The organism is Paenibacillus sp. JT31N7 (assembly GCF_059692095.1).
On sequence record NZ_JCAUAT010000001.1, the window covers coordinates 1876096 to 1902653 of the forward strand.

Here is a 26558-nt window from a genome sequence, read left to right on the forward strand (position 1 = left end):
TTTTTATTTGTCTTCTATGGCATGATCGTGGATTTTAACGCTTAGTACCATTCCTATACAGAGCATGTTGATTAACAAAGACGTCCCCCCATAGCTGATAAAAGGAAGCGTGATACCGGTCAAAGGCATTAAACCTATCAACATGCCGATATTCTCAAATATCTGGAAGACATACATGGCTACAACTCCGACAACCAGATAGGAACCGATTCGGTTCTTACTTTGAATGGCGATCAGGATCATCCTGTAAATAAGGAAAAAGTAAAGCATCAGGAGCACGGCCGCACCGCGGAAGCCGAATTCTTCTCCAACCACGACGAAGATGGAATCCGAATAAGCGTAAGGGATAAAGTTAGAATGAATGGAGCTTCCGTTCAAGTAGCCTTCACCCGTCAGCCCGCCGGAACCGATCGCTCTGTATGAGTTTTCCATCTGATAACGGTCGTTCAAGCTTGCCGTAGACGGATCTAAAAACGTATCAATCCGCTTGAACCAGTGCTCTCTAAAACCAAAATGCTCTATCAGATAGCCGCTAATTTCTTTGGGATGGATCGAGTAAAAATAGAAAAAAACAAACAACCCTCCACCGAACACAATTAAAGCAAACAGCGCATGGGAATACTTGATATTCCCTATCCAAATCATTCCGATAAGAACCCCGATCAGGATGATCGCATTTCCCAAGTCAGGTTGAATAAAAACTAAAGCAAAAGGAAGTAAGGTTAATAATCCCATCGGGATCACATCTTTAATGATTTGGAGGTCTTCTTCATTCTTTTTGCGGAGCCATGCAGCAAGTGCAATGATGACACATAGCTTACAAAGCTCGGCCGGCTGAAATAAAAAGTCCCCAATACTGATCCACCCGCTTGCCCCATTGATCGCTTCTACTTTGAGTACAAAGACAAGCAGCGCGATGCTGATCAAATAAGGAAATATCCAAAACCGGATGAGGATTCTATAATCCAAAAAGCTGCATGCGGTTAGGGCGAATAAAGCAATCACGTAAATGATGATTGTTTTCGTCCAATTCACATGAATGTTAGGGTCGTCTATATCCGCGCTGTATACCAAAAAGGAACTAATAGTAATTAACACCATCAGCAAAAAAATGATGGGCAAATCTAATTTTTTTAATTTGGCAAGCATATCGCACTCATCCTAATTTAAAAAACTTTTTCAATTTAGCCAGCATACCCGGCTTTTCGTCAAGCGGCATAAGCGGAACCGACTCTCCAAGTATGCGGCGTGCGACATTGCGGTAGGCGATGGCAGCCCGTGAAGTCGGATTCATCACGGTCGGTTCGCCGGAATTCGCCGCCCTAATGACATGCTCGTCATCCGGCACGATTCCCAGAAGGTCGATGGCCAGTACGGAGCAGATCTCGTCGATATCAAGCATTTCGCCTTTTTTAACCATGTTCTGTCGAATCCGGTTAATAATCAGTTTCGGAGCATGGATTTTCTCGTTCTCCAGCAGGCCGATAATCCGATCCGCATCGCGGACGGCCGCATTCTCGGGGGTCGTGACGACAATCGCTTTGTCGGCTCCGGCCACCGCGTTGCGGAAGCCCTGCTCGATACCGGCAGGGCAATCGATGATGACGAAATCGAAATCTTTTTTCAATTCCAGCACGATATCCTTGACGCTCTCCGGGGAAACGGCATGCTTGTCTTTGGTTTGTGCAGCCGGAAGCAGGTACAGTTCTTCGAACCTCTTGTCCTTGATGAGCGCTTGAGGAAGCCTGCAGCGTCCTTCCACAACGTCGACCAGGTCATAAATGATCCGGTTCTCCAGCCCCATAACCACATCCAGATTGCGCAGCCCGATGTCGGTATCGACCATACATACTTTCTTGCCCTGCAGAGCGAGTGCTGTCCCCACATTGGCCGACGTGGTCGTTTTGCCGACGCCGCCTTTTCCGGAAGTGATAACGATTGCCTCTCCCATGGTATTCACTCCTCAGCGTTACGATAATTGCGTGCAGCCGGTTTGCAAAAAAGGCCATCCGGCTATTTAAGCAAGCACCATACGGTGCAGTCCGTTCAATTTATCAATTTCCATACGCCCGTCTTTGATATAGGCGTACTCCATAAAAGCCTCCTGGAATCCCCATTCGTCCGGAGGCCGGCTGATTACGCCGGCAATGCGCAGCTGAGTCGGACGCATATGGGATGCCGCAACGATCGCAGCCTCGTCCCCCTCCACACCCGCATGTGCCATTCCCCGCAAGGAACCCATAATGTAGATGCTGCCGGTGCACAGTATCGTGCCTCCGGGATTGACATCTCCCATGTACAGCAGATTGCCTTCATGTTTAAGTGTCTGTCCCGACCTTACCATCCCTTTAAGCATGGTAATGGGAGCAGCCGTTCCGACAAGCGGCTCCGGTTCATCGGATTCAATGGACTGAATGAGCAGGTTGCCCTTCTGTCCGATGATGGCCCGGATTTCTTCCTTCTCTTCGTCACTGACACTGCGTTTACCTAGTCTGACATGAACGCGCACGATAGGTCCGGTCAAAATGCGGTCGTGACTGCTCTCCACCTTGTGCCGCAGTTCTTCCAGGACAGTCGCAAGCTCGCAAGAATCGTCGAGAAGAAAGTTCAGGCCGTCTTTGACTCCTTTTATAATCACATGATGTTTACCTGCCGTCGTCATAAACGTTCCAACCTCCCAACCCATACAATTCGGCCTGCTGTCCGGGTTTTCCTGCCGGGTGAAAAAGAACGGCCACAATTAATGTTTCGCTCTGGATCCTTGGCCGTGCAGGGCTTCCATAAGTTTGCGCATCGGAATGTACACCGCCAGAGCGAATAGCATATTGAACAGCACGCTCGGCAGCATAATATGGGTAAACGCAAACTGGAAATTCACCGTAACGATGTTAAATAACCGGTTGATTCCGAATTTGATAATTTCGAAAATAAGAACGCCGACCCCCATCGTCATCAAAGTGGTGAAAATAAGGTTCGTCTGCCTGCGGGGAAGAAGCCCCGCTATGTAGCCGACCAATCCGAATCCGAAGGAGTAGACGCCGAGTATGTGTCCGAAATAGACGAAATCGTGCAGCAGCCCGAAACCGAGGCCGTACAGCAGTGCAGAATGTCGGTTCAAATAAAGTCCGATATACAAAATAATGATCAGCATGAAATTGGAAGATATCCGGACGCTTTGCTGCCAGGAATCCGGAATCAGCCAATGAATAAGCGACCCTTCCAATATGAGCAGCGAGAACAGAATGAGCCAGAGCGAGTTGCGTACCATGGCTATTTCACCTCGGGTATTTCGATGATAAAGACTTCCCGGATATGTCTGAAATCAGCGAAAGGTTTGATCATCGCTTTCTGGGTAATCCCGAAATCCCCGGGTTCGCGGGAAACGACCGTTCCTACCGGAATACCGCTTGGGAATACTTTGCCGATATCGGAGGTAATGACGGTGTCGCCGACCGCAAGTTTGTCGTTCTGGTCGATTTTGTTCATTACGAGCAGGCCCTTTTCCTTGTCGTACGACTCAATGATCCCGTAAGAACCTTGACCCTCGGCGGATTTATACTCCTTGCCTTTGACGGTTGCGGAAATAGCGGGCGCCTTGTTGTTGGTATCGCTCAAATCCGTAAGAAGCTGTACGTTGGAGGTGAATTCCGTTACGGTGAGCACCCGGCCGAGAAGACCGTCCACGTTAATCACGGCCATATTGGGCCTGATGCCGTCTTTCTCGCCCAGATTTACGGTGATGGTCCCGTTATAAGGGTCGGGACTTGCCGCGATCACGTCGGCAATCCGGTATTTATAATTGGACACCTGTTTCTGGCGCTCCGTAAACCCCAGAGCTTCTTTATACCGTTTGTTCTCGTCTTCAAGCGCGTTCAGCTGCTGGGTAGCGAGTGCGTAGTCGGTCAGTCTTTTTTTCAAGATCTGATTCTCGTCATAGATGGTTTTAAGCTTGCCGACGTCTTCAAAGAAGCCTGCCACGCCCGCTGCCGGTCTGTAAAATACGCTCTGCGTCCAGGCGATCGAATCTTTCAGAAATTTTTCCGGCCAGTAAAATTTCGTCCGTCCGCTAAGCGTAAGTCCCATCAGAATGAAAAAACAGATGAGACCCACAAGCAGAACCATCAGCCTCTTGTTCCCCATGAATTTCAACAATTCAACACCTTCTCACGTCGGCACAGTCAGACTAGCGTCTGTATTTGGCGCCGGATTTGGCACCTTTGAACAGATGGATGTGATCCAGGGCGCGGCCGGTCCCGATGGCTACACAATCAAGCGGATTGTCCGCGACGATAACCGGCATTCCGGTTTCGCCTGCAAGCAGTTTGTCGAGATTGCGCAGAAGGGCTCCCCCGCCCGTCAGCACGATACCGCGATCCATAATGTCGGCGGCTAGTTCGGGCGGACATTTCTCCAGCGTTACTTTAACCGCGTCGATAATGGCGTTCACGGTGTCGGTCAATGCTTCCGTAATTTCATCGGAAGTGACGGAAATCGTTTTCGGCAAACCTGTCACAAGGTCTCGGCCGCGGATTTCAAGAAACTCCGGCTGTTCCATCGGCAGGGCGGAGCCCACTTCCATTTTCAGCGTTTCCGCCGTACGTTCCCCGATCATCAGGTTGTAGGTCCGTTTGATGTATTGAGTGATGGCTTCGTCCATCTCATCGCCCGCGATGCGAATGGAGCGGCTTGTCACGATACCCCCGAGGGAAATAACGGCCACTTCGGTCGTACCTCCGCCGATATCGACAACCATACTGCCTGTCGGTTCCCAAACCGGCAGATCCGCGCCGATTGCGGCCGCGAAAGGCTCTTCGATCGTATATGCGTCGCGTGCGCCGGCCTGCTTGGTCGCATCTTCCACGGCGCGCTTCTCAACCGCCGTAATGCCGGACGGCACGCAAACCATGACGTTCGGATGACGCTGGAACATGAAACGATCCTTCTGTGCCTGACGTAAGAAATAACGGATCATCGTGGCGGTCGTTTCGAAATCCGCGATTACGCCGTCTTTCATGGGACGGATGGCACGGATGTTGCCCGGCGTACGTCCGATCATTTTCTTCGCATTGTCGCCGACGGCCTCAATGGTTTTCGTATCCGTACGGATGGCGACCACCGACGGCTCCCTCACGATAATTCCTTTGCCCTTCAAATACACCAATGTATTTGCAGTACCCAAATCGATACCTAAATCCTTTGTAAAACCTCCGAACATAATAAAACGGCTCCTTCCCAAAATCCATCTTCTCTCTGCTTAACTGCTTAAATGGCAGCAAAAAAATACCGACGGTTATTGTTTCGTCATAGTTTTCGTAGTCATTGTCGAAATTAGGGGTCTTTCCACGAACATAATCTTTATTATATTACATATGACCATGCTCCTTCAAACTGACATAGCGGTCATCTCCGATGACGATATGATCGAGGACTTCGATCCCTATAATATCACCGGCTTCTGTCAGCCTGTGCGTAAGTTCAATGTCCTGAGGACTTGGCGTTGGATCCCCGCTGGGGTGGTTATGTACACAAACGATGGAGGCGCTGCTGCGCTGGATCGCGGCGCGGAAAACTTCGCGCGGATGCACAATGGAGGCGTTCAAACTTCCTATGGACAGCGTTTCGCGTCCGATGATGTGGTTTTTCGTATTGAGGAACAAACAAACGAAGTGTTCTTTCTGCAAATAGCGCAGTTCGTCCTTAAGCAGATCGAAAACATCAAACGGAGAGCGTACCGTCGTGATTTCTTCCGTGCGGGTCCGGGAAATCCGTCTTCCCAGCTCGATTCCGGCCATAATCTGGAGCGCCTTGGCATCGCCTATCCCCTTGATTCGGACCAGCTCTTCCCGGCTGGCTTCCACTAGTCCCCGGATTCCTCCCGTTTCCGAAAGAATCCGCTGGGCTAGCGCCAAAGCAGACTCGGAGTACGTCCCCGTACGAACCAGAATAGCCAGCAGTTCGGCACTGCTGAGCGATGAAGCCCCGAGTTTCATCATTCTTTCGCGGGGTCTCTCCTCCGGCGGAATTTCACGCAAGGTGACAATTGATGATATCATATATTCCCCTCTTCCGGTATGTTCTTAGGCCAATTTCCAACATTTCCTTCAAAACCCGCTTCGAACGTTCGAAAAGCGCCGTCTGCCGGGCTTTTACTGTCTTCAGCCGGCCTTTACGCGGCCCGGTTTTAACCGGATCTTGCGCAACCAATAGAATCCGGGCGACCAGCACGGAAATTCCTGTGAAAATCGGCAGAGATCATTCGTTTATTCCTATGCAGTCACATTTAAGAACCGCACAAAACCATACAAAGACAGAGGGGCTGTTAAATAGGACGATACAGGTCCTAAAAAAGTCTGCACACCTCGAAAAAAATAAAAGAATGGCACACAGGTAAACTTTCTTACGGCGGGTTCGGGTTCGGGACATGAGCTGGGAGGGATTTTTCCGGCAGCAGGATTAAAAGGCCGGTGTATTAAGAAAAGGTAGTAAAGGAAAAAACGGATTGGAAAACAAGATGCGCCAGCGGAGAGGAAATGAAAACGGACAGCGGATGAGACAAGCGGCCAGCAGTAGACATACGAAGAAGATAGAGAATGGGAGAGTGTAAAAAGAAAGAGCGCAGGGGCCCGAAAGCGGAGTTCATCGAAGGGTAACATCAGGTTAAGCCATTTAAACAGAAGCGCCGAATGAGAAAACGGCAAGGAAAGCGGCGGCGTCAAAGGCCCAAGAAGACAGGCGGACGGACCGGCAAAGCGTCTCCCTGACGGGAGATATCATGCCTGTGAAAACCGAGTCCGCGCCGCCTTCGCAGCACCGGGTGTCTTTCCTCATGTATCGTAACAATAAAGCGGGCGCCTGTACGTCCTTGAACGTTTAGCGCAGGCACCGCTTCAGGAAATCAGATTCTTCTCGGCATCGGCGGCTTTCTTCTCCGTCTCGTTCAAGGTGCGGAGCATGCTGCCGATCGTCACGCCTTTCAAATATTGAATCATGTTCTGTTCGGCTCCATCCAGCATGTTGTCCATCACATTCTGCATGTTCGCAGAAACAAGACATTCATTCCCCTGGTCGCCCGAGCACCAGTTCGGTTTGAGGGTGCCGAGCGAAGTTAGCTGATAAATGTCGCCGAGCGTAATCTCATCCGGGTCGTGATTGAGAATAAATCCGCCTCCACAGCCTTCCTTGGTGCGAACAAAGCCGGCTTTGCGCAGACAGCCCATAATTTTGCGGATGCGCGCGGAATGAGTGCAAACGTTGGAAGCAATATCGTCGCTCGAAGCCATGTGTTCCGGCAAATGGGCAAGAAGTACCAGACTGTGCACGGCAATCGTAAACTCGCTGTTCATGACATAGCCCTCCTTTCTCCTGATGTTCTCTCTATTGTAGCAGAATCGGCTCTTAATGAAAACGGTTCAGGGCCGGGACATTTACCCTAGATGACGCGGATGCCGAAAGGCTCGAGCATCTCGCTCAGGAGAGACACCGGAAGACCCACGACATTGAAATAGTCGCCTTCAATTCCCTCGATCAATGTGGCTCCGATCCCCTGAATCGCGTATGAACCCGCCTTATCCGAAGGCTCGCCCGTTCCGATATACCGGAGAATCCGCTCGTCGTCCATCGGCTTCATCGTGACTTTAGTCCTGCGGTGATTCACCGAAACGTCCCTGCGGTCCGCGCTCAGGCAGGCGACTCCGCTGTAAACCTCGTGAGTCCGGCCCTGCAGAGCGGACAGCATACGGAAAGCGTCCTGCCCGTCCTTGGGCTTGCCCAGCACTTCCCCGTTCAAAACCACAATCGTGTCGGACCCGATAATGACGGTTCTACCCGGTGCGTATGAACCGGATAAGGAGGCCGATACCGCTTCCGCTTTGCGCACGGCAAGCGTTTCGACGATCTCCCGGGGGCTCAGGCTCTCCTCCACGGTTTCATCCGCATCGCTGGCGATAATTTCAAAATCCAGCCCCATCCCTTTCAGCAGTTCCTGCCGTCTGGGCGAAGAGGATGCGAGAATCAGTTTAATGCCCTGCTCATTGGGCGCGCTGCCGGATTGGCTCATATCGGTTGCCTCCACTTTTTCCTCTAAAATTTACTTGCGTCTTCCCATGGGCTACACCTTGCGGTACAGCCAGAAAGCGGCCGCGAGGCCCAAAATGCTGCACAAATTCAGTTTAATCTTCAAAAGGATATCATACTGGATGACCTGCAGGTCCGCTTTGGGCTGCCAGACGATATCCGTCGTTTTGGTCAGGAACGCCAGTGCTTTGACCGGTGCAAGCAGTTGCCCCACAATGATGCCGACGACAAGACCGATCACTAAAAACAGAACGAGGGTGAAGCCGTTTTTCTTCATCCGTTATCCTCTCTTCCCTTGTTTCTCCCTTATTATACGGAGCGGCTGGTTTTGCATCAATCCGAAAAACCAACAAATTGTAACATTTTTCCGGCTTGCCAACCTGGAAAGTGCCTGTACAATTGGAAACGGGAGGGGAAAACACGATGAAAAAAACTACAAAATTAGCAGGGCTGACCCTCGCGCTTCTGCTGGTCTTTCCTTATGAGGCGATGGCCTACAAGGTTGTCGTCGATCCCGGTCACGGCGGGAAAGATCCGGGAGCCATCGGTGTAAACGGTCTCAATGAAAAAACGGTCAACCTCGACGTTTCTCTGAAGCTCCGCGACGAGCTCAAGAAGAAGGGCGTCGAAGTCGTGATGACCCGGTCGGACGACCGTTATTTGTCCCTTGACGAGAGAGTTCAATTTACAAATGCCCAGAACGCGGACGTTTTCGTATCCGTGCATGCCAATTCAAATCCGAGCTCGGCCGCGAGCGGATCGCAGGTGCTGTATTACGACAGCCGCTATCCCCAGGACGATTACCCCGCCAGCCCAGAAATGGAAGCCCTTACACCTTCCAGCAGGCTGCTGGCTCAAAAGGTATTAAGCTCGGTTCTGTCCCAAACCGGATTGAAAGATCAAGGCTTGGTGCCGAGTGCGGTTTATGTCGTCCGCAAAGGAAAAATACCGAGCATTCTTGTCGAAACCGGCTTTTTGAGCAACAAAAAAGAAGCGGATTTACTGGCCGATCCGGCTTTCCGCACCAAAATGGCTAAGGCGATTGCCGCCGGAGTCGTCTCCTACCAGCCCCCGGTTTTCCCGGATACCGCCGGTCATTGGGCACGCGAAGCCATCCTGCGCATCAAAGACAAAGGCTGGATGGAAGGCATCGGAAACAACTTCGAGCCTAACCGGGCGCTGACCCGCGCGGAGTTCGTAACCGTGATGGACCGCGTCTTCGGGTTTGACCGCCTGCTCGGGACGGGAAATTCCGCACCCACACCGGCTTTCAGCGATTTGAAAACGACCCAGTGGTCCTATCCGGTGATGACAAAGGCCGTCCGGCTCGGACTGCTCGACGGGTACGAGGATCATACCGTACGCCCGAACCAGTCGATCACCCGCGGCGAGGTATCCGCTATTCTTCAGCGGCTTCGCGAAATGAAAGGCACGCCTGCTTTAACGCCGCCGGCCGGGCAGGACGTATTCTCCGATGTTCCCGCCTCCATGTGGTGCGCAGGCGCGGTCTACACGCTGACGAAGGCCGGTATCGTCGACGGGACAAGCCCGACGGAATTCAAACCGAACCGTTACATAACCCGGGCGGAGATTGCCGTCATGATGGACCGCTACTCCAAGCTCCAGCCCTAAAACTAACACGGCCTGCGAATTCGCAGGCCGTGTTTTCGTGTGTATGGAGCGGGGGTTTGAGCCTAGGCCGATGCGGCCGTCAGCTGCTGCATCAGGCGCTTCTCGGCGAAGACGTACCGCATCAGCGCCTCCTGGGCTTCGGCCAGAAGCGGGGCGGACGGCGATTTGCCGTACTCGCCGAGCTTCGCGACCGCCTTGGCGAGAGCCGCGTTCATTTCCTCGACCTGCGGCTTGGCCGCGTCGGGGATTCCCGCGGCTACCGCCGGCTGCAGAGCCGCCCACGCCTTGGCGGCTGCGTCGAGCGGCTGCAGGGAAGCCGCGTCGAGCGCGCCCGGCGAAGCCTCCGCCATCTTCGCGGCGGACAGGCTGCCGGCCGTGCCGGCGACCTTCGCGCCCTGCGCGAGATAATCCGCGAGCGGCTGGGCGCTGCCGCTCTTCCAGTACACCTTGCCGACAGCGGGGAGATCGAGCGGCTTCGCGAAGACTTCGATTTTCTTGACGGCAAGGGCGGTTTTCAGCTTCGCGGCGTCCTCCTTGCTTCCGGCAACTCCGACGTATACCGTCGTCTTCGTGCCCGGTTCCGCTACCGCCGCGGCGCCTTTGCCCCGCGCGTCGGCGCGGGCGGTCTCCGCGCTCTGCGGCGTGCTGAAGATGCCGTTCTGCAGCACGGTGTAGGAGCGCGCCGGGATGGAGGCCGCCGCAGTCGGCCCTCCGACCGGCGGGGCGGCGACGGCCGTGCCCGCCGAGGGAGCGGAAGCGGCGGGGGCGGAGGCATCCGGCTTCAGCGGCGTGACCATCCCGGGACTCGGCTGGGCCGGGGCGGTCGCGGCCGGACCCGCGTCGATCGTGATCGGCTTCTCCGCCCCGCCCGAGAACATGGAGAGGACGAAATAGCCGAAAGCCGCCCCGGTTACCATCGCTCCCGCAACCGATGTGGCGATGCGCAGCAAGCCTCCGCGGCCGGACCGGGAAATGCGCACACCCGCTTTTCCGGGCTCCTCCCAATGAAGGCGGTTATACGGATCGTCGTAGACGGGCTCCCTGCGGTATGCCGGCGGTTCGTCCTCATAGTACGCGAACTCGTTCCCGTTCCGGCTCCGGTTCTGCCCGGAAGGAGGCGCTTCCGCAAGCTGCCGTTCATAGTAGTTCCTCTCCCCGGCCGTCCTTCTCCCCCTCGTATCCGGAACCGGCGCGCCGCCGTATACGGAACGCGCATGGCCGTCATCCTCCCGTTCGTCTTCTTGAGCGGCACGGAGGCTGTTATAGCCGGGCAAGGAAGCTGTCCCGTGATCGATAAAGCCGCTGGGATCCTCCGGCCAGCCCAGGTTGGGCGGAAGCGGATAGCGGTCCTCGCGTCCCCGTTCACCTGAATTGCCGCGCCCGGCGGCCGCATCCTCCCGAAACCGGTCATCCGTATATTCGTCCTCCTGCTCGGTCGGACTCTCAAAGTCTCGCCTTCCCCTCTCGGCTTCCTCGTCTCTGCGTTCCCGGAACGCGGTCCGGTCCAAATTTTCGTATTCTTGTCTTTTTTCTTTTTCTTCCCTGAATCGTTCGTTAATCGTGCTTTCAAAATAACCGGAATCCCCCCGGTAGCCCGGTTCCGCTTCCCGGATAAGCTTGGCGATCCGTTCCGTCTCGGCATCGTAAGGACTCTGCCACGTACCGAAATCGGCCGTGTAATTATTCAACTCTTCCCGGTCGACGGGTGCCGCTTCGGCTTCCTTGCGGTTTTGCCGGGCTTTTTTCGCTCTATCCGCCTTCGCGTCTCTCCAAAGCGTTTCCGAAACCGAAAACTCTTCTCTCGTTAAGGGAATAATTTTGCCTTCCGATTTATCTGCTTTACGGTTTGTCCGGTCGTTTCCGTCTATACGGTAAGAAATTCTCGCTTTATTCATACGGCCCATCTCCTTATCCGCGTTCTACTATCAGCCTATGAACGGGAGCCAAAAAATATGTCCGGGCCTCCATAAATTTTACTAGAGTGGAGATTCCCTAAATCTTGGTATATGAAAGAATAGTCAGTAGGCTTTTAAACTCGCGATGCGCTTCCCGCCGCTCTTAGAAAGCACTATTTTTGTACGAAAGAACACAGCGGCCATCCTCCATTTTATTTGCGGACTATCTAATCAGCCTGCTCCCCTGCCCGGAACGTAAAATTTCCCCATAAAAAAACCTCCCGTCAGCGAGAGCTGCGGAAGGTTTTCGTACTGCGGCGTGCAGTACTTTTTTGATTTCAATTAAAAAATTTGCTTACTCCGCCTCATAGCGGGCGCGAAGCGTTTTGGCGAGGCCGTCCGCCGTTTTCCAAATGTCTCCGGCTCCCATCGTGATGACGAGGTCGCCCGGTTTAACGCGGTCCGTCAAATACACTTCCGCTTCGCCGCGGGTCGGAATGTAGGTGACATTCGGATTGCTGTTCTTGCGGATCAGTTCGACGAGCTTCTCGGAGCTGATTCCTTCGATCTGCTTCTCGCCGGCCGGCGAGTAGATGTCGGTGATCAGCACCTCGTCCGCCTCTTTGAACGCATGGCTGAATTGTTCGAATAAGTAAAACGTACGCGTATAGCGCTGAGGCTGGAAAACCGCGATAAGATGCTTGCGGGTCGCCTTGGCCGCAGAGATCGTCGCCTCGATTTCCGTAGGATGATGGGCGTAATCGTCGATCACGAGAATGTCGTTTACTTCACCCAGCACCTGAAATCTCCGTTTGGCGCCGCGGAACTCCTCGATCGCCTCGGCGATCTGGTCAAAGGTCAGGCCCGCTTCCAGACACGTAATCAGCGTAGCCATCGCATTGTATACGTTGTGCCGGCCCGGAACCGACAAGCGCACCTTGCCGAGCGTTTCGCCGCCATGGCGAACGTTGAAGGACACTTTCCGGTCGCCCAGCTCGATGTCCGTCGCCACATAGTCGGCATCCCGGTCAATGGCGTAAGTAAGGGTCTCGCTTTTGATCTGCGGAAGCATGCCCCGCAAATATTCGTCATCGAGACAGATGATCGCCTTGCCGTCTTCTCTCACCTGGCTGAGGAACTGGGCATAGGCTTTTTTCAGATTCTCGAAATCTCCGTCATAGTTTTCCAGATGATCCGCCTCGATGTTGTTCACGAGGGCCAGCGTCGGATGATACTGCAGGAAAGTGCCGTCGCTCTCGTCCGCTTCGGCTACGACGTAGTCGCCTTTGCCCGCTTTGGCATTCGAGCCGATGTTCATGATCTCGCCGCCGATGATATACGTCGGATCTGTTCCGCAGCGCTCCATCACAAGCGCGATCATGGAAGAGGTGGTCGTTTTGCCGTGCGCTCCGGCGACCGCGATCCCTTTGCGCTCATTCATCAATCTCGCAAGCATTTGCGAGCGGTGAATAACCGGAATGTTCTGCTCTCCGGCCGCGACCATTTCCACATTGTCCTTGGACAACGCCGTGGAGTAGACCACGAGGTCCGCTCCGTTCACGTTCTGGGCTTCATGCCCGATATAGACGCGGGCGCCTTTGGCCCTAAGCTTTTCCGTCAATTCCTGCTGGGCCAGATCGGAGCCGGATACCTGGTAACCCATTTCCAGCATCACTTTGGCGATCGCACTCATACCGTAGCCGCCGATGCCGATAAAATGTACGTGTTCTGGGGTATTCAATGTCGTTCTCACCATCCTTTTTCAGAGTCGGTCGTGTATAAGAGCCAAGAACGAACATCAGAAATCAAGTACAGCGTGCCGGATACGACCGCCAGATCATCCTGTCCCGTTCGCTGCTTCAATTGTTCCAGGGCTTTCTTCCAATCCGGTTCCACCACGATATCGATATCCCGGTTCACGTCCAGTTCCCGGAGGGTCTCCCGGGCCCGGTCGGCCAGACGGGATGCACTTTCTTTTTTATGAAAATCCGGTTCCGTAAGGATAAGCGTATCCACCATTGGTAGTATATGCCTGAAATAGCCGGGTTGATTCTTCGTGGACAACATGCCGGCCATCAAATGCAGTTTCTTATAGGAATACGTGTCTTTCAGGGCGGCGGCCAACGTCTGCGCCCCCTCGGGGTTGTGGGCTCCGTCCAGCAGAATCCGCGGATTGCCGGAAACTATTTCAAGGCGGCCGGGCCACTGCGTTTCGCTCATGGCGGCGAAAAGATCTTCGTCGTCCACGATGAGCGCGTTATACTGGCGCAAGACTTCGAGCGTCATCAGCGCCGTAGCGGCATTTTTCAGCTGGTGCGCCCCGTTAAGGGAGACAGGCACGTTCTCGATCGAACGGAACGGTCCCGTGAAGTTCAGCTTCTGGCCGTCCAGCTCCGTCGAGACGGGCTCGTAAGTAAACTGCTTGCCCAGGAGATAAACGGTCGTGCGTTTGCTCTTGGCGTCCCGGATAAACAGTTCCGCAAGCTCGGGCTGTTCCACAGTCGTAACCAGGGGCACGCCGGGCTTGATGATGCCCGCCTTCTCAAGCGCAACCTGCTCCAATGTATCACCGAGAATATCCATATGATCGTGGCCGATGTTCGTGATAACGGAAATGACCGGCGACACGATGTTCGTGCAGTCGAGACGGCCGCCGAGACCCACCTCCAGGACAACATAATCCGGGAACGTGACTGTGCCGAAATACAAGAGCGCCAGCGCCGTGCAAATTTCGAACATCGTCGGGGAACCCAATTCGGTTTCCGCCAGTTCGTCGGCGATCGGCTTCAGCCGGTTCGCCAGAAGCAGGAGAGCCTCTTCTTCAATATCTTGACCGTTATACTGTATACGGTTCGTAAACTTTTCGAGATATGGGGACGTAAAGGTTCCGACATCGTATCCGCTGCGGATAAGCACCTTCGTCAGGAAGGCGCAGGTCGATCCTTTGCCGTTCGTGCCGCCGACGTGTATGAACTTCAGTCTCCGGTGAGGATGACCGAGTTTTTCCATCAGCAGGTCCATTCGTTTGAGTCCGGGTTTGATGCCGATCGGCACGAGTCCGGTAATCCAGTTCACTGCTTCGGTGTAAGTCTTGAACGGGGAAGCCGCTTCTGTGTGTTGTTCCATGACTATCATCCCTTTGATTGATGTGAATCGCGGTGCTCCCCGCCAAACCAGACGGGTGCACCGCGATATAATGCAAGCTTAGGCTTTCAATTCGGCCAGACGGGCAACGACTTTGTCGCGTTTATCCGCGTAGTCGGCCATTTTGGCTTTTTCTTCTTCAATGACTTTGGCCGGAGCTTTGGCGATGAAGCCTTCATTGGAAAGCTTTTTCTCGATCCGGGTCACTTCCCCGATGAGCGTCTGCATTTCCTTCTCCAGACGGGCCACTTCCTGGGTGATATCGATAAGTCCCGCGAGCGGCAGGAACAGCTCCGCTCCCGTCACGACAGCCGTCATCGCCTTGTCGGGCGACGCCATTCCCGCGGAAATGCTCAGCTCCGAGGTGCTGCAGAAACGGCGGAGATACTCTTCGTTACGGGAAAGAATCGTCTCTATGTCCTGGCCGGAAGGCTTGACGAGCAGCTCGATCTTCTTGCTCATCGGAACGTTCACTTCCGCACGGATGTTGCGCACGGCGCGGATAATGTCCATGAGCAGCTCCATTTCGCGTACCGCTTCCGGCGCTTCGAACTGCGCATCGTACACCGGCCAGGCGGCCAGCGTGATCGTATCGCCTTCGTGAGGCAGATGCTGCCAGATTTCTTCCGAGATGAACGGCATAAACGGATGAATCAAGCGCTGCGTACGGTCAAGCACATAGGCCAGAACGGATTTCGTCGTTTTCTTGGCCGCTTCGTCTTCCCCGTACAGGGAGAGCTTGCTGAATTCGATATACCAGTCGCATAGATCGTCCCAAATGAAGTTATACAGCAGACGACCGGTTTCGCCGAATTCGTATTGGTCGATCAGACGGGTTACATCGCGTGCCGTTTCGTTCAGACGGTGCAAAATCCAGCGGTCGGCCGTTCCGAGCTTGCCGCTCAGATCGATGTCCGCAGCCGTGAATCCTTCGAGATTCATCAGCGCAAAACGCGAAGCGTTCCAGATCTTGTTCGCGAAGTTGCGTGTCTGTTCCACGCGTTCGATACGGAAGCGCAGATCCTGTCCCGGCGTGCTCGAAGTCGAAAGCATATACCGCATGGCATCCGCGCCGTATTTCTCGATAATTTCCAGAGGATCGACGCCGTTGCCCAGCGATTTGGACATTTTGCGGCCTTCCGAGTCGCGGATGAGACCGTGCAGCAGCACGTCTTTGAACGGAACTTGATCCGTAAATTCCAGGCCGCTGAAAATCATCCGGGCTACCCAGAAATAAATAATGTCATAGCCGGTGACAAGCACATTCGTCGGATAGTAGCGCTGCAAATCTTCGGTCTGCTCCGGCCAGCCGAGTGTCGAGAACGGCCACAGCGCGGAGGAGAACCAGGTATCCAGCACGTCCTCGTCCTGACGGATATTTTCGCTTCCGCAGTGCCCGCAGGCATGAGCGTCCTGCTGAGCGACGGTCACCTCGCCGCAGTCCGTGCAGTACCAGGCCGGAATACGGTGTCCCCACCAGAGCTGGCGGGAAATGCACCAGTCGCGTACATTTTCGATCCACTGCAGGTGGATCTTCTCGAAACGGTCCGGAACGAAGTTAACGCCGGTGCCGTTCTTCTGCGCTTCAATGGCGCGCTCGGCAAGCGGCTGCATCTTCACGAACCACTGCGTGGACAAGTAAGGCTCTACGACGGCGCCGCTGCGCTCGCTGTGTCCGACCTGGTGCACGTGCTCCTCGATTTTGACAAGGACCCCCTGCTCCTGCAGATCGGCTACGATTTTCTTGCGGCAGTCCGCGCGGTCCAGTCCCTGGTAAGGACCCGCGTTGGCATTCATCGTGCCGGATTCGTCCATCACGAGAATTTGCGGCAGATCATGGCGCTTGCCCACTTCGAAGTCGTTCGGATCGTGCGCCGGAGTAATTTTAACCGCACCGCTTCCGAAATCTTTCTCGACGTACTCGTCGGCGATAACCGGAATTTCACGGCCGACCACCGGCAGCACGAGCATTTTTCCGATCATATGCTTGTAACGCTCGTCTTCCGGATGAACGGCAACGGCCGTATCGCCGAGCATCGTTTCCGGACGGGTAGTCGCTACCGTAATGGAGCCGCTGCCGTCTTTGAGCGGATAAACGAGGTGGTACAGGCTGCCCTGGATTTCTTTATATTCAACCTCGATGTCGGATAAAGCGGTCCGCGCTTTCGGGTCCCAATTGATGATATATTTACCGCGGTAAATAAGGCCCTTGTTGTACAGGCTCACGAAAACTTCGCGCACGGCTTTGGACAAACCTTCGTCGAGTGTAAATCGTTCACGCGAATAATCGAGGGAAAAGCCCATTTTCGCCCATTGCTCGCGGATGGTTTCCGCGTACAGGTCTTTCCATTCCCACACTTTCTCCAGAAACTTCTCCCGTCCGAGGTCGTAGCGGGAAAGCCCCTCTTCGCGCAGCTTTTGCTCTACCTTGGTTTGTGTGGCGATACCCGCGTGGTCGGAGCCCGGAAGCCAGAGGGCGTCATAGCCCTGCATCCGCTTCGTGCGCACCAGAATATCCTGCAGCGTAAAATCGAGCGCATGGCCCAGGTGCAGCATGCCCGTTACGTTCGGCGGCGGGATTACAATTGTATAGGTTTCCGCGTCCGGACGCTGCCCGGCACGGAAAAATCCGTTAGAAATCCAGTAGTCGTACCATTTTTTCTCGCTTTGCGAGGGATCGTAGGTTGTCGGCATGGATACCGAGTTTTTATCGCTTGTTTCTGCCATAGTCCATTTCCTCCATTCAAATACCTTGCGCAGCTGCTCCAGCTAACAAAAAAATCCCTTCGCCGCAAAGGACGAAAGGATGTGCTTCCGTGGTACCACCTTCATTTCACGCATGCTCCCCAAACGAGCGAAACGTGACACTTGAGACGCATATAACGGTGCGGGCCGGTTCGCGCTATACTACACCGCATTAAAGCGGGTGAGTGCTCACGCAAACAACTCCGGGGCGACTTCGAACGGCCGTTTATCTCCCTGTGGAACCTTCCAGCGCTGCAATTCCACTCTCTGAAGGGCTCGCCGTCTACTACTCCCCATCCACGTCGATTCAACGTAATGAAAAATGTTTGTAAAGCAAACCGTTAAATTACACTTTATGATAAACCAAACGGACCAAAAACGTCAATCTTTTCAATACGAAAAGGGCTATTATCCATCATATCCAAGGGGACGCCCGCATAAACTGGTAGCGGAAATTTTTATTATCTGAGGGGGATACTCATGCAAAAATGGTGGTGGAAAACCCGGTACACCGTTCGGGGCGTACTTTTCCCGCTCATCTGCATCCAGTTTGTCCGCACGCTGATCTTTCCCAACGGCCTGGATGTCTTTCTCTTGTTCGTTCTTTTTCTGGCCTATCTCGGTTTTCTTCTGGACGTCTATTAATAATAGTAGGTTTGCAAAAAAACAGGCAAAAAAAACCGGCAGCGCTGGATGCGCCACCGGCCCTTGCTTCCTTACTTCACAATGGTATCAAGCAGCATGCGGCCTGTCTCCATCTGAATATCGTACTCACGCTCATACTGGTTAATAATGTCGGTGCTGAATCCTTCATTTTGAAGCGTATTCTGGGCACTGCCCACAATATCCCTGAAATCGGACACGCACTGGGCGAAACGCTCGGAAGCTTCCTTATAAAGAGTGGATTTCTGGTGCGTTGTCGTGGCCCCGGAAAACTGGATCGCATAAGAAACGAGGTCCCGCTGGCACGCCGATTTCAGCGCATTCAGCTTTTGAATCGTTTCTTTGTTGATGGAGTCGTACCGGTCATCACGGTCCTTGCCGTTGTTTCCGTTGTTTCCGTTGTTTCCGTTGTTTCCGTTGTTTCCGTTGTTTCCGTTGTTTCCGTTGTTTCCGTTGTTTCCGTTGTTTCCGTTGTTTCCTTTATCTTGACCGTTACCGTTACCGTTACCGCCGGCCTGGTTGCCTTTGTCGGTGTCCTTGTCCGGGCCTTTATCCTGGCCGTTTCCGTTGCCCTGGCCGTTTCCGTTGCCCTGACCGCCGCCGTTGTTCTGGCCCTTCCCGTTACCGGAATCCGGAACAGGCGTTGGGACAGGCGTTGGGACAGGTGTTGGAACAGGCGCCGGGTCTGGCTTAGGCTCAGGCTTAGGGACTGGGAACTTCTGATTGCCGCCCGTAAGAATCGGGAGCAGGTATTCATTCAGAAAGCCCCAAACATTATTGGCAAGCTGATCAAAACTTGTGCGGGCGTTCTGGTTTACTGCCGCTTGCGCATTCGCCTGGACCGGCTGGAAAGCCGGGGACAACAGGGCCAGCAGCATGGCGGCCACGAGCGCTTTATTTAACCTTTTCACACTTTCACTCTCCTCTTGGCGGGCGTTCTGCCGAAACCGGAGCTTACTCGTTAACGGATTGCTGATACGACTTGCCTTTGCTCAAACCATATTTGCCTGCAATGGCAATCAGCTCGTTATACTCGCTTTCGCTCAGCTTGGCCAAAATGATCGCCTTCGCCTTTTTCTTTTCTTCACGTGACACGCCGTCCTTCAGGAGGAGGCTTAGTTGCTTGATGTCGCTTGCCTGCAGCCGCTTCAGCAGAACGGATGTAATCTTCATCCGCTCCGGCCAGGAAATCTCCTCGCTTACGCGCTCGGCCCGGTCCGCCGATATGGCTGCCGGGTCTTTGGAGCGGCTCTTCGCACTTCCGCTCCCGCGTCCGCCGCTGCCGGCCTCCGCCAATCCGTCTGCCTGGCGCTCTGCTTCACTCGGGGCCGGCCTGGCGGACGGAGCCGCAGACGCAGAAGCTTTCCCGCTGCCCGGCGCGGCCTTTACGCCCGGGAAAGCTTCCTGCGGACGGAAGCCGTCCTGTGCATCCGCACCGGGCGAAGCCGGCGCCTGGCCACCCGGAACCGGGGGGCCTTCCGGCGCTTCCTTGCCCGCAGCGTCCGCTTCAGAATCCGCCTGCCCATGACTTAAGGAGGCCACCGTCCGGATCATTTCATCCGAAATCCGGACGGCCGCAAAACTCCCGGCCATTCCCGCTATAAGGATGCCTGTCCCCGTCCAAAGGAACAAGCGGCGTCGTTTGTTCATCTCCCGGCCTCCCGCCTTTTAATCCGGATATTTGTCCGCCAAAGCCGAATCCCCCAAGGCACCGCCCACACGGCTGCCGATAGTCCCGCCAAGCCTCCTGCTGTATCCAAGACAACATCCTGTATTGCGCTGGTACGCATTGCTGCAGCCGATTGAACCCATTCATCGCCCATTGCGATCACGACAACATACAGCAGGGAAAACATTATCCGCTTCCACCGCCGGCTCCCCCAGAGAGAAAGAGCCTGATACGCAAGTGCGGCAAGTACGGCATAAACAACCAGATGGGCTGCTTTACGGAAAATAAATTCGATGAACCGCATCGGATCGGACTGCGCCCGAATAATCGTATGATGATAGCGCACCGTCACCTGCGGGATATAGTCATGAATCTCCTCCTTTGTGAAAAGTTTATGCAATAAAGGCTGTATGCTCTGCTCGCGAAACGATTGATGAGACCAATGGAAGACGAGCAGCGTCCACAGCAATACAGGCAAAATCCATAAAAGCTTAGAGCGAGACGGTTTTGGCCGCACTGGCATTTGCGCTGCCGGTTGTGACGGCGGGACGCCCGACGGAATAATAGACGAACTCCCGCTCTTTCATTTCCCGGACGGAGAAGCAGTTGCGCCCGTCCACGATGATCGGGGCCGTCAGCAGCTGTTTCACCCGGGCCAGATCCATTTCGACGATTTCACTCCATTCCGTCAAAATGAGGCAGGCATCGCAGCCTTCCAATGCTTCTTCAAGCGTCTCGAAATCTTCGTAATACTCGGCGATCTGATTGCGCGCGGCCTGCATCGCGATAGGATCGTAGGCGCGTACGGAGGCGCCGAGCCGGACCAGTTCCGGAATAATCGTCAAGGAAGGAGCGTAGCGCATATCGTCGGTGTTCGGCTTGAAGGCAAGTCCGAGGACACCGATCTTTTTGCCTTCCAGGCAGCCCAGAGCCTGTTTTAACTTGTCCACGACAACAAATCGCTGTTCGTCGTTGGCTGCGATAACCGATTTCAGCAGGGAGAAATCAAATCCCGCTTCTTCGGCGATATAAGAAAGCGCAAAGGTATCTTTGGGGAAGCAGCTTCCCCCGTAACCGATGCCCGCTTGCAGGAACTTCGCGCCGATCCGGCTGTCCAGACCCATGCCTGCGGCAACGGACGTGACGTCGGCGCCGACACGTTCGCAAACGTTGGCGATCCCGTTGATAAAAGAAATTTTGGTGGCCAGAAAAGCGTTGGCCGCATATTTGATCATTTCCGCGCTCTCCAGATTCGTCTGGAAAATGCGGGTGCGGAAAGGAGCGTGAAGATCCGCGATCCGCTTCGCCGCCTTGTCGCTCGTGGCCCCGATGACGGCGCGCTCCATGTTCATGCAGTCCTCAATGGCCGACCCTTCCCGTAAAAACTCGGGATTGGAAACGACGTCGAACTGGACGAATCGGTTTTTCCGGTTTTCCATGATAATCTGCCGGACCTGCTCGCCGGTTCCGACGGGAACCGTACTTTTGTTCACGATAATTTTGTAGCTGTTCAAATGCTGACCGATCGTGCGGGCAACCTCGTGCACGTAGCGCATATCGGCTTCGCCGTTATCGCCCATCGGCGTACCGACCGCGATGTAAATAATGTCCGACGCTTCGATGGCGTCGCCGATTTCGGAAGTAAAAAACAGACGGTCGGCATCGACGTTTTTCTTCACCAGCTCTTTGAGACCCGGCTCGTAAATCGGAATTTCGCCTTTGCGCAGCATTGCGATTTTAAACGGATCGACGTCGCAGCAGATAACCCGGTTGCCGATTTCAGAAAAACAAGTTCCGGAAACAAGCCCTACATAACCACTGCCGACTACTGTAATTTTTTCCATTCTACTTCGCCACCTTACTGATAGGATTGTGAAGCGCAGCATGCTGCTCGTGAACCGATTGAATGTAGCCCAGCAAATCCTGCTGTAAATCCTCGCGCTGAAGAGCGAAATCAAGGGTGGCTTTGATGAAGCCGAATTTGTCCCCGACATCGTAACGGACGCCCGAGAAGTTGTAAGCGACAACGGGTTTCTGCTCGTTCAGCTTGCGGATCGCGTCTGTCAGTTGGATTTCGCCGCCCGCTCCCGGCGCCTGATTTTCCAGAATTCCGAAAATTTCTGGGGTCAGCACGTAGCGTCCCATGATCGCATAATTGGAAGGGGCCGCTTTGCGCGAAGGTTTTTCCACGAGCGTTTCCAGGAAAAAGACATCCGGCTCAATGGACGAGCCTCTCGGCGCGATCACGCCATACTTCGAAACGTCCTCGTCGCTGACCCGCTGCACGCCCACGACGGACGAAGAATAGCGGGAATGAATGCGGAGCAGCTGCTTCAGGCAGGGCTCCTCGGATTGTACGATATCATCGCCGAGCAGAACGGCGAACGGCTCGTTGCCGACAAAGCTGCGGGCGCACCAGATGGCGTGACCGAGGCCTTTCGGTTCCTTTTGCCGGATATAATGAATATTCGCCATGTCGGAAATGGCCTGAATTTGTTTAAGTTCTCCGTGTTTGCCCTTCTTGTCCAGGGTTTCTTCCAGTTCGAACGACTTGTCGAAATGATCTTCAATCGCGCGCTTGCCCCGTCCGCTGATAATCAGAATATCTTCGATGCCCGACGAAATGGCTTCCTCGATAATGTATTGGATCGTCGGTTTGTCCACGATCGGGAGCATTTCCTTCGGTTGGGCTTTCGTAGCTGGCAGAAACCGGGTGCCGAGACCTGCCGCCGGAATTATCGCTTTACGCACTTTCATGATTCATTCCTCCTTATGGTCGTTAACTGCGGGTCGCTCTAAGCGTTCAAAGCATGAAGCAGAATGCCGATGACAAAATCCTGATCCGATTCGCTGAGGCTGGAACCGGAAGGCAGGCACAAGCCTTGTTCGAACAGGCGGTCGGACACGCTTGTTCCCTCTTCGTGCGGGTAGTAGGCGCACTTGCCGTACAGCGGCTGCCGATGCATCGGCTTCCAGACCGGCCGGGACTCCACGTTCTCGGCCGCCAGGCGCGCGATAAGCTCTTCCGTCGTGATGCCGGCAACGGCCGGATCGACCGTAAGCGCGGTCAGCCAGCGCGTGGAGCGGCCGTACGGCGCCTCGGGCATAAACGCGATACCTTCGATGCCGCCAAGCGCCTCGCGGTACCGGTCGAATACGGCCCGGCGGGCGTTCACGCGTTCATCGAGCACACGCAGCTGCCCGCGCCCGACACCGGCGAGGATGTTGCTCAGACGATAGTTGTAGCCGACCTCGCTGTGCTGGTAATGGGGAGCCTGGTCTCTCGCCTGCGTCGCCCAGAATCGGGCTTTCTCCAAGGCTTCCAGATCGTCCGACACCAGCATGCCTCCGCCGGAGGTCGTAATGATCTTGTTGCCGTTGAACGAGTAGACGCCGAAACGTCCAAGCGTTCCGCTCGACTTGCCGGAACAGGTCGCGCCGAGCGACTCGGCCGCATCCTCGACAACGGGAACGCCGTAGGCGTCGAGCAGTTCCAGGAGCGGCAGCATGTCCGCGCTCTGCCCGTAGAGATTGACGACGACCGCCGCTTTGGGCAGCCGCCCTTCCCGCTTCGACTCGGCGAGAGCCCGCTCCAAGGCGGCCGGCGACATGTTCCAGGTCGCTGCGTCCGAGTCGATCAGCACAGGCTCCGCGCCCTGGTACACGATCGGATTAACGCTCGCGACGAAAGTCAGCGAGGAGCACAGGACGCGGTCGCCCGGGCCTACGCCCAGCAGACGCAGCGCCTGGTGGATAGCGGCGGTGCCGGAGCTGAGGGCCACGGCTCCCTTCGAGCCGGTGTAGGCCGCCAGCTCGGCTTCGAACGCGTCCACGTTCGGTCCGAGCGGAGCGATCCAGTTCGTCTCGAACGCTTCGCGGACGAACTTCTGCTCCTCCTCGCCGATATGCGGAGGAGACAGGAGAATACGGCTCCGTCCGGCGCCCGGCAGGCCCTCCGGGGCCTTAGAGGCGGACCCGGTTTGAGGCCGGGCGGCGCGGGAAGGTGAAGAATGAGTTTGCAGCTGTGCGGCCATATTCAGTCCTCCTTTTGATTGATCCAGTCATTCGTTGAAATGGAATAAGGGTGTTCATCTGCATAACGATACACGATTTATGGATCGAAATTGGAATCAATTCGCTAAATCCGGTCACACCGAGCACGAGCACAGCTCAGCTCCCGGTACACGCTGAGGTGCAGCAAGACGTTGGCCACCCGCATACCGGCTGGTTGCCGGGTAACTCTCTCTGCCCCGGACGGATGAATCTGCAGACCGTCCAGCCGCTCATGCCTGCCGGATCACCCGGGCGGGCACGCCCGCCGCCGTGCATCCGGCAGGGATATCGCGCACGGCCACGGCTCCGGCGCCCAGCGTGCTCCACTCGCCGACGGCGAGCCCCTGGATCACGGAGGCGCCGATGCCGATGTGCGCCCCGGCTCCCACGGCGACACCGCCGGCCAGGGCCGCGTTCGGCGACACATGCGCGTAGTCGCCGATCACGCAGTCGTGCTCCACGACGGCGCCGGTGTTGACGATCGCGTGGGCCCCGATCCGGGCCCCCGCGTTGACGACCGCGCCCGGCATCACGGCGGTGCCGGGCGCCAGGCTCGCGTCCCCGCTCACGACGGCGCGGGGATGGATCAGCAGCGCGAAGCGGCCGGGCTCTGCGCCGAGCGATTCGGCGACCCTGCGGCGGACCGCGCCGATGCCGATGGCGACGAAGACGTGCAGGTCTTCGTCTTCGCCGAGCATGCGGGCCGCCAGCGCAACGGGTCCGCGGGGCAGCCCGTCCGCTCCGGCGGCCGGGAACGCATACCGGTCGTCGAGCACGGCGGCAAGCTCGTACTGCCCGCCGGCCTGCGCGATGTCGCGCACGACCTTGGCGTGGCCCCCGTCGCCGATCAGAAGAAGTCTCCTCACGACGGGCTTCCTATACCGGATGCGGCGCTTCCGGTGTACTTGGTCGTCGTGGCCTGCCCTTCCTGCGACACGCCTTCCCTGCGCACGACTTTAACGGCGGTCAGCAGAAGGATTTTGACATAGAGGCGGAAGGACCGGTTGTCGACGTACCACACGTCGAGTTTGAACTTGTCTTCCCACGAAATCGCGTTGCGCCCGTTCACCTGCGCCCATCCCGTAATCCCGGGGCGTACCCAGTGGCGCCGCTTCTGCTCGTCGGTATACAGCTCCAGATATTCCATAAGCAGCGGCCGGGGGCCGACAAGGCTCATATCGCCTTTGATCACGTTCAAAAGCTGCGGAATTTCGTCCAGGCTGAGCTTGCGAAGCAGCTTGCCGAAAGCGGTCAGCCTGACCTCGTCCGGAAGCAGATTTCCGGATGAATCTCTTTTGTCGGTCATGGTGCGGTACTTGTAGACGTAGAACGGCTGACCGAGCCGTCCCGGCCGCTTCTGCTTGAACAGCACCGGCGAACCCAGCTTCATGCGGACAAGAAGCCCGACGACCGCGTAGACCGGGAGCAGCAGAAGCACCAGTGGAAGTGCGATAGCGAGATCCGCCGTACGCAGGAGGGTATGCCCCAGCCATCTTCCGATGCGGCTTCTTTCCTTTTTTCCCGCACGAAGCTCTTTGTACATCGTTTCCAGCCTTTTAACGACAATCTGCTCGGTGAATTCCCGCTCGATTCTGCGTCGTCCGCCTTGCCCCAGCATGGTGCCGTACGCTTTGTTCTCGATGAGGGTGCGGAAGGCTTTGGCGAGCACCCCCGTATTTTTGTAAGGAACGAGCAGGCCCGTCTCCTCATGCCGGACCAGCTCCCGCGTACCGAGCACATCGCTTGCGACCACGGGTTTGGAAAAAGCCATCGCTTCCATCAGAAAACGCGGGATTCCCTCTTTCTCGGATGTGAGGACGACGATATCGGCCATCTTCAGAAAGGCATACAGGTCGGAACGGTGCCCGATCAGCAGCACTTCTTTTTGCAGGCCGAGCTCGGCGATGCGCTCCAGAATCTGTTTTTCCAGCGGGCCTTTGCCTGCGAGGAGACAAACGAAATCCGTGATTCCCTGGCTTTTCAGCAGAGCGAGCGCGTCCAGCAGGAAGTGATGATCCTTAACCGGCTCCATTCTCGCTCCCATGAGCAGAACGGTCTTATTATCCGGGACGCCGTAGGTTGCCTTTAACGTCTCCAGCTCTTCCCGGCCGATGCGGCCGGCCGCCTTATCCAGCTTGTCCAGGTCGACGCCGTTGCCTTCGTAGTAGACGATCTTGCCGGCATTCAGCGATTGGAGCTTGGTTATGTCCTCCCGGTTCTGGGAAGCCAGCGCATCGCAGAAGTACGTGCCGATTTTTTCGAGCGTCCGGTAAACCGTGTAAGCCGTCTTCGACTGGCCTTCATAGAACGGCAGGCCGTGGCTCGTATGCATAATGACCGGAGTCCCGGCCAGCCAGGCGGCGGCTCTTCCGATAATTCCCGCCTTGGCCGTATGGGTATGGACGATGTCATAGCCTTCGCGCTTGATAAGCCGTCTCATCCGGAGGATCGAACGCACATCTTCCACAGGACGTATTTTGCGGTTCATCTGCACGAACTTCAGTTTGAGTCCGCTGTTCTTCATCGCCTGCTCATCGTAGCCTTCCGGAGATGAAATCAGATGGACTTCATGCCCGGCCTGCCGCAGGACGGACATTTTGTCCGCCAAAATTTTGTGAGAGATAGCCGACGTACAAATATGGGCGATTTTGCTCAAGCGAAGCCTCCCCTTTCCGTCTAAGATG

24 protein-coding genes are annotated in these 26558 nt (G+C 55.4%); 2 read left to right on the plus strand and 22 right to left on the minus strand.

The genetic code is table 11. From position 1 onward, the window contains the following. Positions 1-3: 3 nt before the first annotated feature. The 10 genes from AC58P5_RS08430 to AC58P5_RS08475 form a co-directional block, all read right to left on the minus strand. Positions 4-1149 carry an FtsW/RodA/SpoVE family cell cycle protein gene (locus tag AC58P5_RS08430; RefSeq protein ID WP_497385712.1) on the minus strand — a complete coding sequence of 382 codons (1146 nt, stop codon included), beginning with the start codon at positions 1147-1149 and terminating at the stop codon, positions 4-6. A gap of 7 nt (positions 1150-1156) precedes the next feature. After that, on the minus strand, positions 1157-1951 hold the full coding sequence (gene minD, locus AC58P5_RS08435; RefSeq protein ID WP_217558194.1) for a septum site-determining protein MinD: 795 nt from the start codon (positions 1949-1951) through the stop codon (positions 1157-1159). Between the two features lie 66 nt (positions 1952-2017). Beyond that, complete coding sequence (locus AC58P5_RS08440; protein WP_497386046.1) at positions 2018-2662, minus strand: septum site-determining protein MinC; 645 nt, start codon at positions 2660-2662, stop codon at positions 2018-2020. Positions 2663-2740: 78 nt separating this feature from the next. Continuing rightward, positions 2741-3268 carry a rod shape-determining protein MreD gene (gene mreD, locus AC58P5_RS08445; RefSeq protein ID WP_497385713.1) on the minus strand — a complete coding sequence of 176 codons (528 nt, stop codon included), beginning with the start codon at positions 3266-3268 and terminating at the stop codon, positions 2741-2743. 2 nt (positions 3269-3270) lie between these two features. After that, positions 3271-4149 carry a rod shape-determining protein MreC gene (gene mreC, locus AC58P5_RS08450; protein WP_497386047.1) on the minus strand — a complete coding sequence of 293 codons (879 nt, stop codon included), beginning with the start codon at positions 4147-4149 and terminating at the stop codon, positions 3271-3273. Between the two features lie 34 nt (positions 4150-4183). Further along, positions 4184-5215, minus strand: a complete 1032-nt coding sequence (locus AC58P5_RS08455) for a rod shape-determining protein (protein WP_009672964.1) — start codon at positions 5213-5215, stop codon at positions 4184-4186. Between the two features lie 148 nt (positions 5216-5363). After that, positions 5364-6053 (minus strand): RadC family protein, encoded by a 690-nt coding sequence (radC, locus tag AC58P5_RS08460; RefSeq protein WP_497385714.1) that lies wholly within the window; start codon positions 6051-6053, stop codon positions 5364-5366. Positions 6054-6887: 834 nt separating this feature from the next. Beyond that, complete coding sequence (locus AC58P5_RS08465) at positions 6888-7343, minus strand: RrF2 family transcriptional regulator (protein WP_326052096.1); 456 nt, start codon at positions 7341-7343, stop codon at positions 6888-6890. A gap of 86 nt (positions 7344-7429) precedes the next feature. After that, positions 7430-8056 carry a Maf family protein gene (locus tag AC58P5_RS08470; RefSeq protein WP_497385715.1) on the minus strand — a complete coding sequence of 209 codons (627 nt, stop codon included), beginning with the start codon at positions 8054-8056 and terminating at the stop codon, positions 7430-7432. Positions 8057-8107: 51 nt separating this feature from the next. Further along, on the minus strand, positions 8108-8350 hold the full coding sequence (locus tag AC58P5_RS08475; protein ID WP_497385716.1) for a DUF4321 domain-containing protein: 243 nt from the start codon (positions 8348-8350) through the stop codon (positions 8108-8110). A gap of 146 nt (positions 8351-8496) precedes the next feature. Here AC58P5_RS08475 and AC58P5_RS08480 point away from each other — a divergent pair, with 146 nt between their 5' ends. After that, on the plus strand, positions 8497-9705 hold the full coding sequence (locus AC58P5_RS08480) for an N-acetylmuramoyl-L-alanine amidase (protein ID WP_497385717.1): 1209 nt from the start codon (positions 8497-8499) through the stop codon (positions 9703-9705). Between the two features lie 62 nt (positions 9706-9767). On the opposite strand, the gene AC58P5_RS08485 is transcribed toward AC58P5_RS08480, so the two are convergent. The 4 genes from AC58P5_RS08485 to AC58P5_RS08500 form a co-directional block, all read right to left on the minus strand. Then, entirely contained in the window at positions 9768-11600 is a 1833-nt protein-coding gene (locus AC58P5_RS08485; protein WP_497385718.1) for an SPOR domain-containing protein, read from the minus strand. A gap of 355 nt (positions 11601-11955) precedes the next feature. Next, positions 11956-13341 carry a UDP-N-acetylmuramate--L-alanine ligase gene (gene murC, locus AC58P5_RS08490; protein ID WP_497385719.1) on the minus strand — a complete coding sequence of 462 codons (1386 nt, stop codon included), beginning with the start codon at positions 13339-13341 and terminating at the stop codon, positions 11956-11958. A gap of 8 nt (positions 13342-13349) precedes the next feature. Next, entirely contained in the window at positions 13350-14726 is a 1377-nt protein-coding gene (locus AC58P5_RS08495) for a bifunctional folylpolyglutamate synthase/dihydrofolate synthase (RefSeq protein WP_497385720.1), read from the minus strand. 78 nt (positions 14727-14804) lie between these two features. Continuing rightward, positions 14805-17471 (minus strand): valine--tRNA ligase, encoded by a 2667-nt coding sequence (locus AC58P5_RS08500; protein WP_497385721.1) that lies wholly within the window; start codon positions 17469-17471, stop codon positions 14805-14807. Between the two features lie 498 nt (positions 17472-17969). Here AC58P5_RS08500 and AC58P5_RS08505 point away from each other — a divergent pair, with 498 nt between their 5' ends. Further along, positions 17970-18134, plus strand: coding sequence for a YszA family small membrane protein (locus AC58P5_RS08505; protein WP_181024400.1), 165 nt, complete (start codon positions 17970-17972; stop codon positions 18132-18134). Between the two features lie 71 nt (positions 18135-18205). Here AC58P5_RS08505 and AC58P5_RS08510 read toward each other — a convergent pair whose 3' ends face one another. From AC58P5_RS08510 to AC58P5_RS08545, 8 genes are all read right to left on the minus strand, one after another. Then, entirely contained in the window at positions 18206-19063 is an 858-nt protein-coding gene (locus tag AC58P5_RS08510) for a hypothetical protein (RefSeq protein WP_497385722.1), read from the minus strand. Between the two features lie 43 nt (positions 19064-19106). After that, positions 19107-19802, minus strand: a complete 696-nt coding sequence (locus AC58P5_RS08515) for a hypothetical protein (RefSeq protein ID WP_497385723.1) — start codon at positions 19800-19802, stop codon at positions 19107-19109. Further along, a complete protein-coding gene (locus AC58P5_RS08520) occupies positions 19799-20290 on the minus strand; it encodes a VanZ family protein (protein ID WP_497385724.1) in 492 nt (163 codons plus the stop codon). The genes AC58P5_RS08515 and AC58P5_RS08520 overlap by 4 nt, the downstream gene beginning before the upstream one ends. 22 nt (positions 20291-20312) lie before the next feature. Continuing rightward, positions 20313-21665: a UDP-glucose 6-dehydrogenase TuaD gene (tuaD, locus tag AC58P5_RS08525; RefSeq protein WP_326053793.1), complete on the minus strand. Its 1353-nt coding sequence runs from the start codon at positions 21663-21665 to the stop codon at positions 20313-20315. A 1-nt stretch (position 21666) separates the two neighbouring features. Next, positions 21667-22578 (minus strand): UTP--glucose-1-phosphate uridylyltransferase GalU, encoded by a 912-nt coding sequence (galU, locus tag AC58P5_RS08530; RefSeq protein ID WP_497385725.1) that lies wholly within the window; start codon positions 22576-22578, stop codon positions 21667-21669. Between the two features lie 38 nt (positions 22579-22616). Then, the gene (locus AC58P5_RS08535) at positions 22617-23855 is read right to left on the minus strand and encodes a DegT/DnrJ/EryC1/StrS family aminotransferase (protein ID WP_497385726.1); all 1239 of its coding nucleotides are present in this window, start codon (positions 23853-23855) and stop codon (positions 22617-22619) included. A gap of 249 nt (positions 23856-24104) precedes the next feature. After that, positions 24105-24740, minus strand: a complete 636-nt coding sequence (locus tag AC58P5_RS08540) for an acetyltransferase (RefSeq protein ID WP_497385727.1) — start codon at positions 24738-24740, stop codon at positions 24105-24107. Continuing rightward, positions 24737-26530 carry a sugar transferase gene (locus AC58P5_RS08545; protein WP_497385728.1) on the minus strand — a complete coding sequence of 598 codons (1794 nt, stop codon included), beginning with the start codon at positions 26528-26530 and terminating at the stop codon, positions 24737-24739. The genes AC58P5_RS08540 and AC58P5_RS08545 overlap by 4 nt, the downstream gene beginning before the upstream one ends. Positions 26531-26558: the final 28 nt, after the last annotated feature.

Excerpts from the sequence above, each read along its gene's own strand:
- AC58P5_RS08430 (WP_497385712.1), bottom strand. The coding sequence starts at position 1,149 with ATGCTTGCCAAATTAAAAAAATTAGATTTGCCCATCATTTTTTTGCTG.
- minD (WP_217558194.1), bottom strand. The coding sequence starts at position 1,951 with ATGGGAGAGGCAATCGTTATCACTTCCGGAAAAGGCGGCGTCGGCAAA.
- AC58P5_RS08440 (WP_497386046.1), bottom strand. The coding sequence starts at position 2,662 with ATGACGACGGCAGGTAAACATCATGTGATTATAAAAGGAGTCAAAGAC.
- mreD (WP_497385713.1), bottom strand. The coding sequence starts at position 3,268 with ATGGTACGCAACTCGCTCTGGCTCATTCTGTTCTCGCTGCTCATATTG.
- AC58P5_RS08455 (WP_009672964.1), bottom strand. The coding sequence starts at position 5,215 with ATGTTCGGAGGTTTTACAAAGGATTTAGGTATCGATTTGGGTACTGCA.
- radC (WP_497385714.1), bottom strand. The coding sequence starts at position 6,053 with ATGATATCATCAATTGTCACCTTGCGTGAAATTCCGCCGGAGGAGAGA.
- AC58P5_RS08465 (WP_326052096.1), bottom strand. The coding sequence starts at position 7,343 with ATGAACAGCGAGTTTACGATTGCCGTGCACAGTCTGGTACTTCTTGCC.
- AC58P5_RS08470 (WP_497385715.1), bottom strand. The coding sequence starts at position 8,056 with ATGAGCCAATCCGGCAGCGCGCCCAATGAGCAGGGCATTAAACTGATT.
- AC58P5_RS08475 (WP_497385716.1), bottom strand. The coding sequence starts at position 8,350 with ATGAAGAAAAACGGCTTCACCCTCGTTCTGTTTTTAGTGATCGGTCTT.
- AC58P5_RS08480 (WP_497385717.1), top strand. The coding sequence starts at position 8,497 with ATGAAAAAAACTACAAAATTAGCAGGGCTGACCCTCGCGCTTCTGCTG.
- AC58P5_RS08485 (WP_497385718.1), bottom strand. The coding sequence starts at position 11,600 with ATGAATAAAGCGAGAATTTCTTACCGTATAGACGGAAACGACCGGACA.
- AC58P5_RS08495 (WP_497385720.1), bottom strand. The coding sequence starts at position 14,726 with ATGGAACAACACACAGAAGCGGCTTCCCCGTTCAAGACTTACACCGAA.
- AC58P5_RS08500 (WP_497385721.1), bottom strand. The coding sequence starts at position 17,471 with ATGGCAGAAACAAGCGATAAAAACTCGGTATCCATGCCGACAACCTAC.
- AC58P5_RS08505 (WP_181024400.1), top strand. The coding sequence starts at position 17,970 with ATGCAAAAATGGTGGTGGAAAACCCGGTACACCGTTCGGGGCGTACTT.
- AC58P5_RS08515 (WP_497385723.1), bottom strand. The coding sequence starts at position 19,802 with ATGAACAAACGACGCCGCTTGTTCCTTTGGACGGGGACAGGCATCCTT.
- tuaD (WP_326053793.1), bottom strand. The coding sequence starts at position 21,665 with ATGGAAAAAATTACAGTAGTCGGCAGTGGTTATGTAGGGCTTGTTTCC.
- galU (WP_497385725.1), bottom strand. The coding sequence starts at position 22,578 with ATGAAAGTGCGTAAAGCGATAATTCCGGCGGCAGGTCTCGGCACCCGG.
- AC58P5_RS08535 (WP_497385726.1), bottom strand. The coding sequence starts at position 23,855 with ATGGCCGCACAGCTGCAAACTCATTCTTCACCTTCCCGCGCCGCCCGG.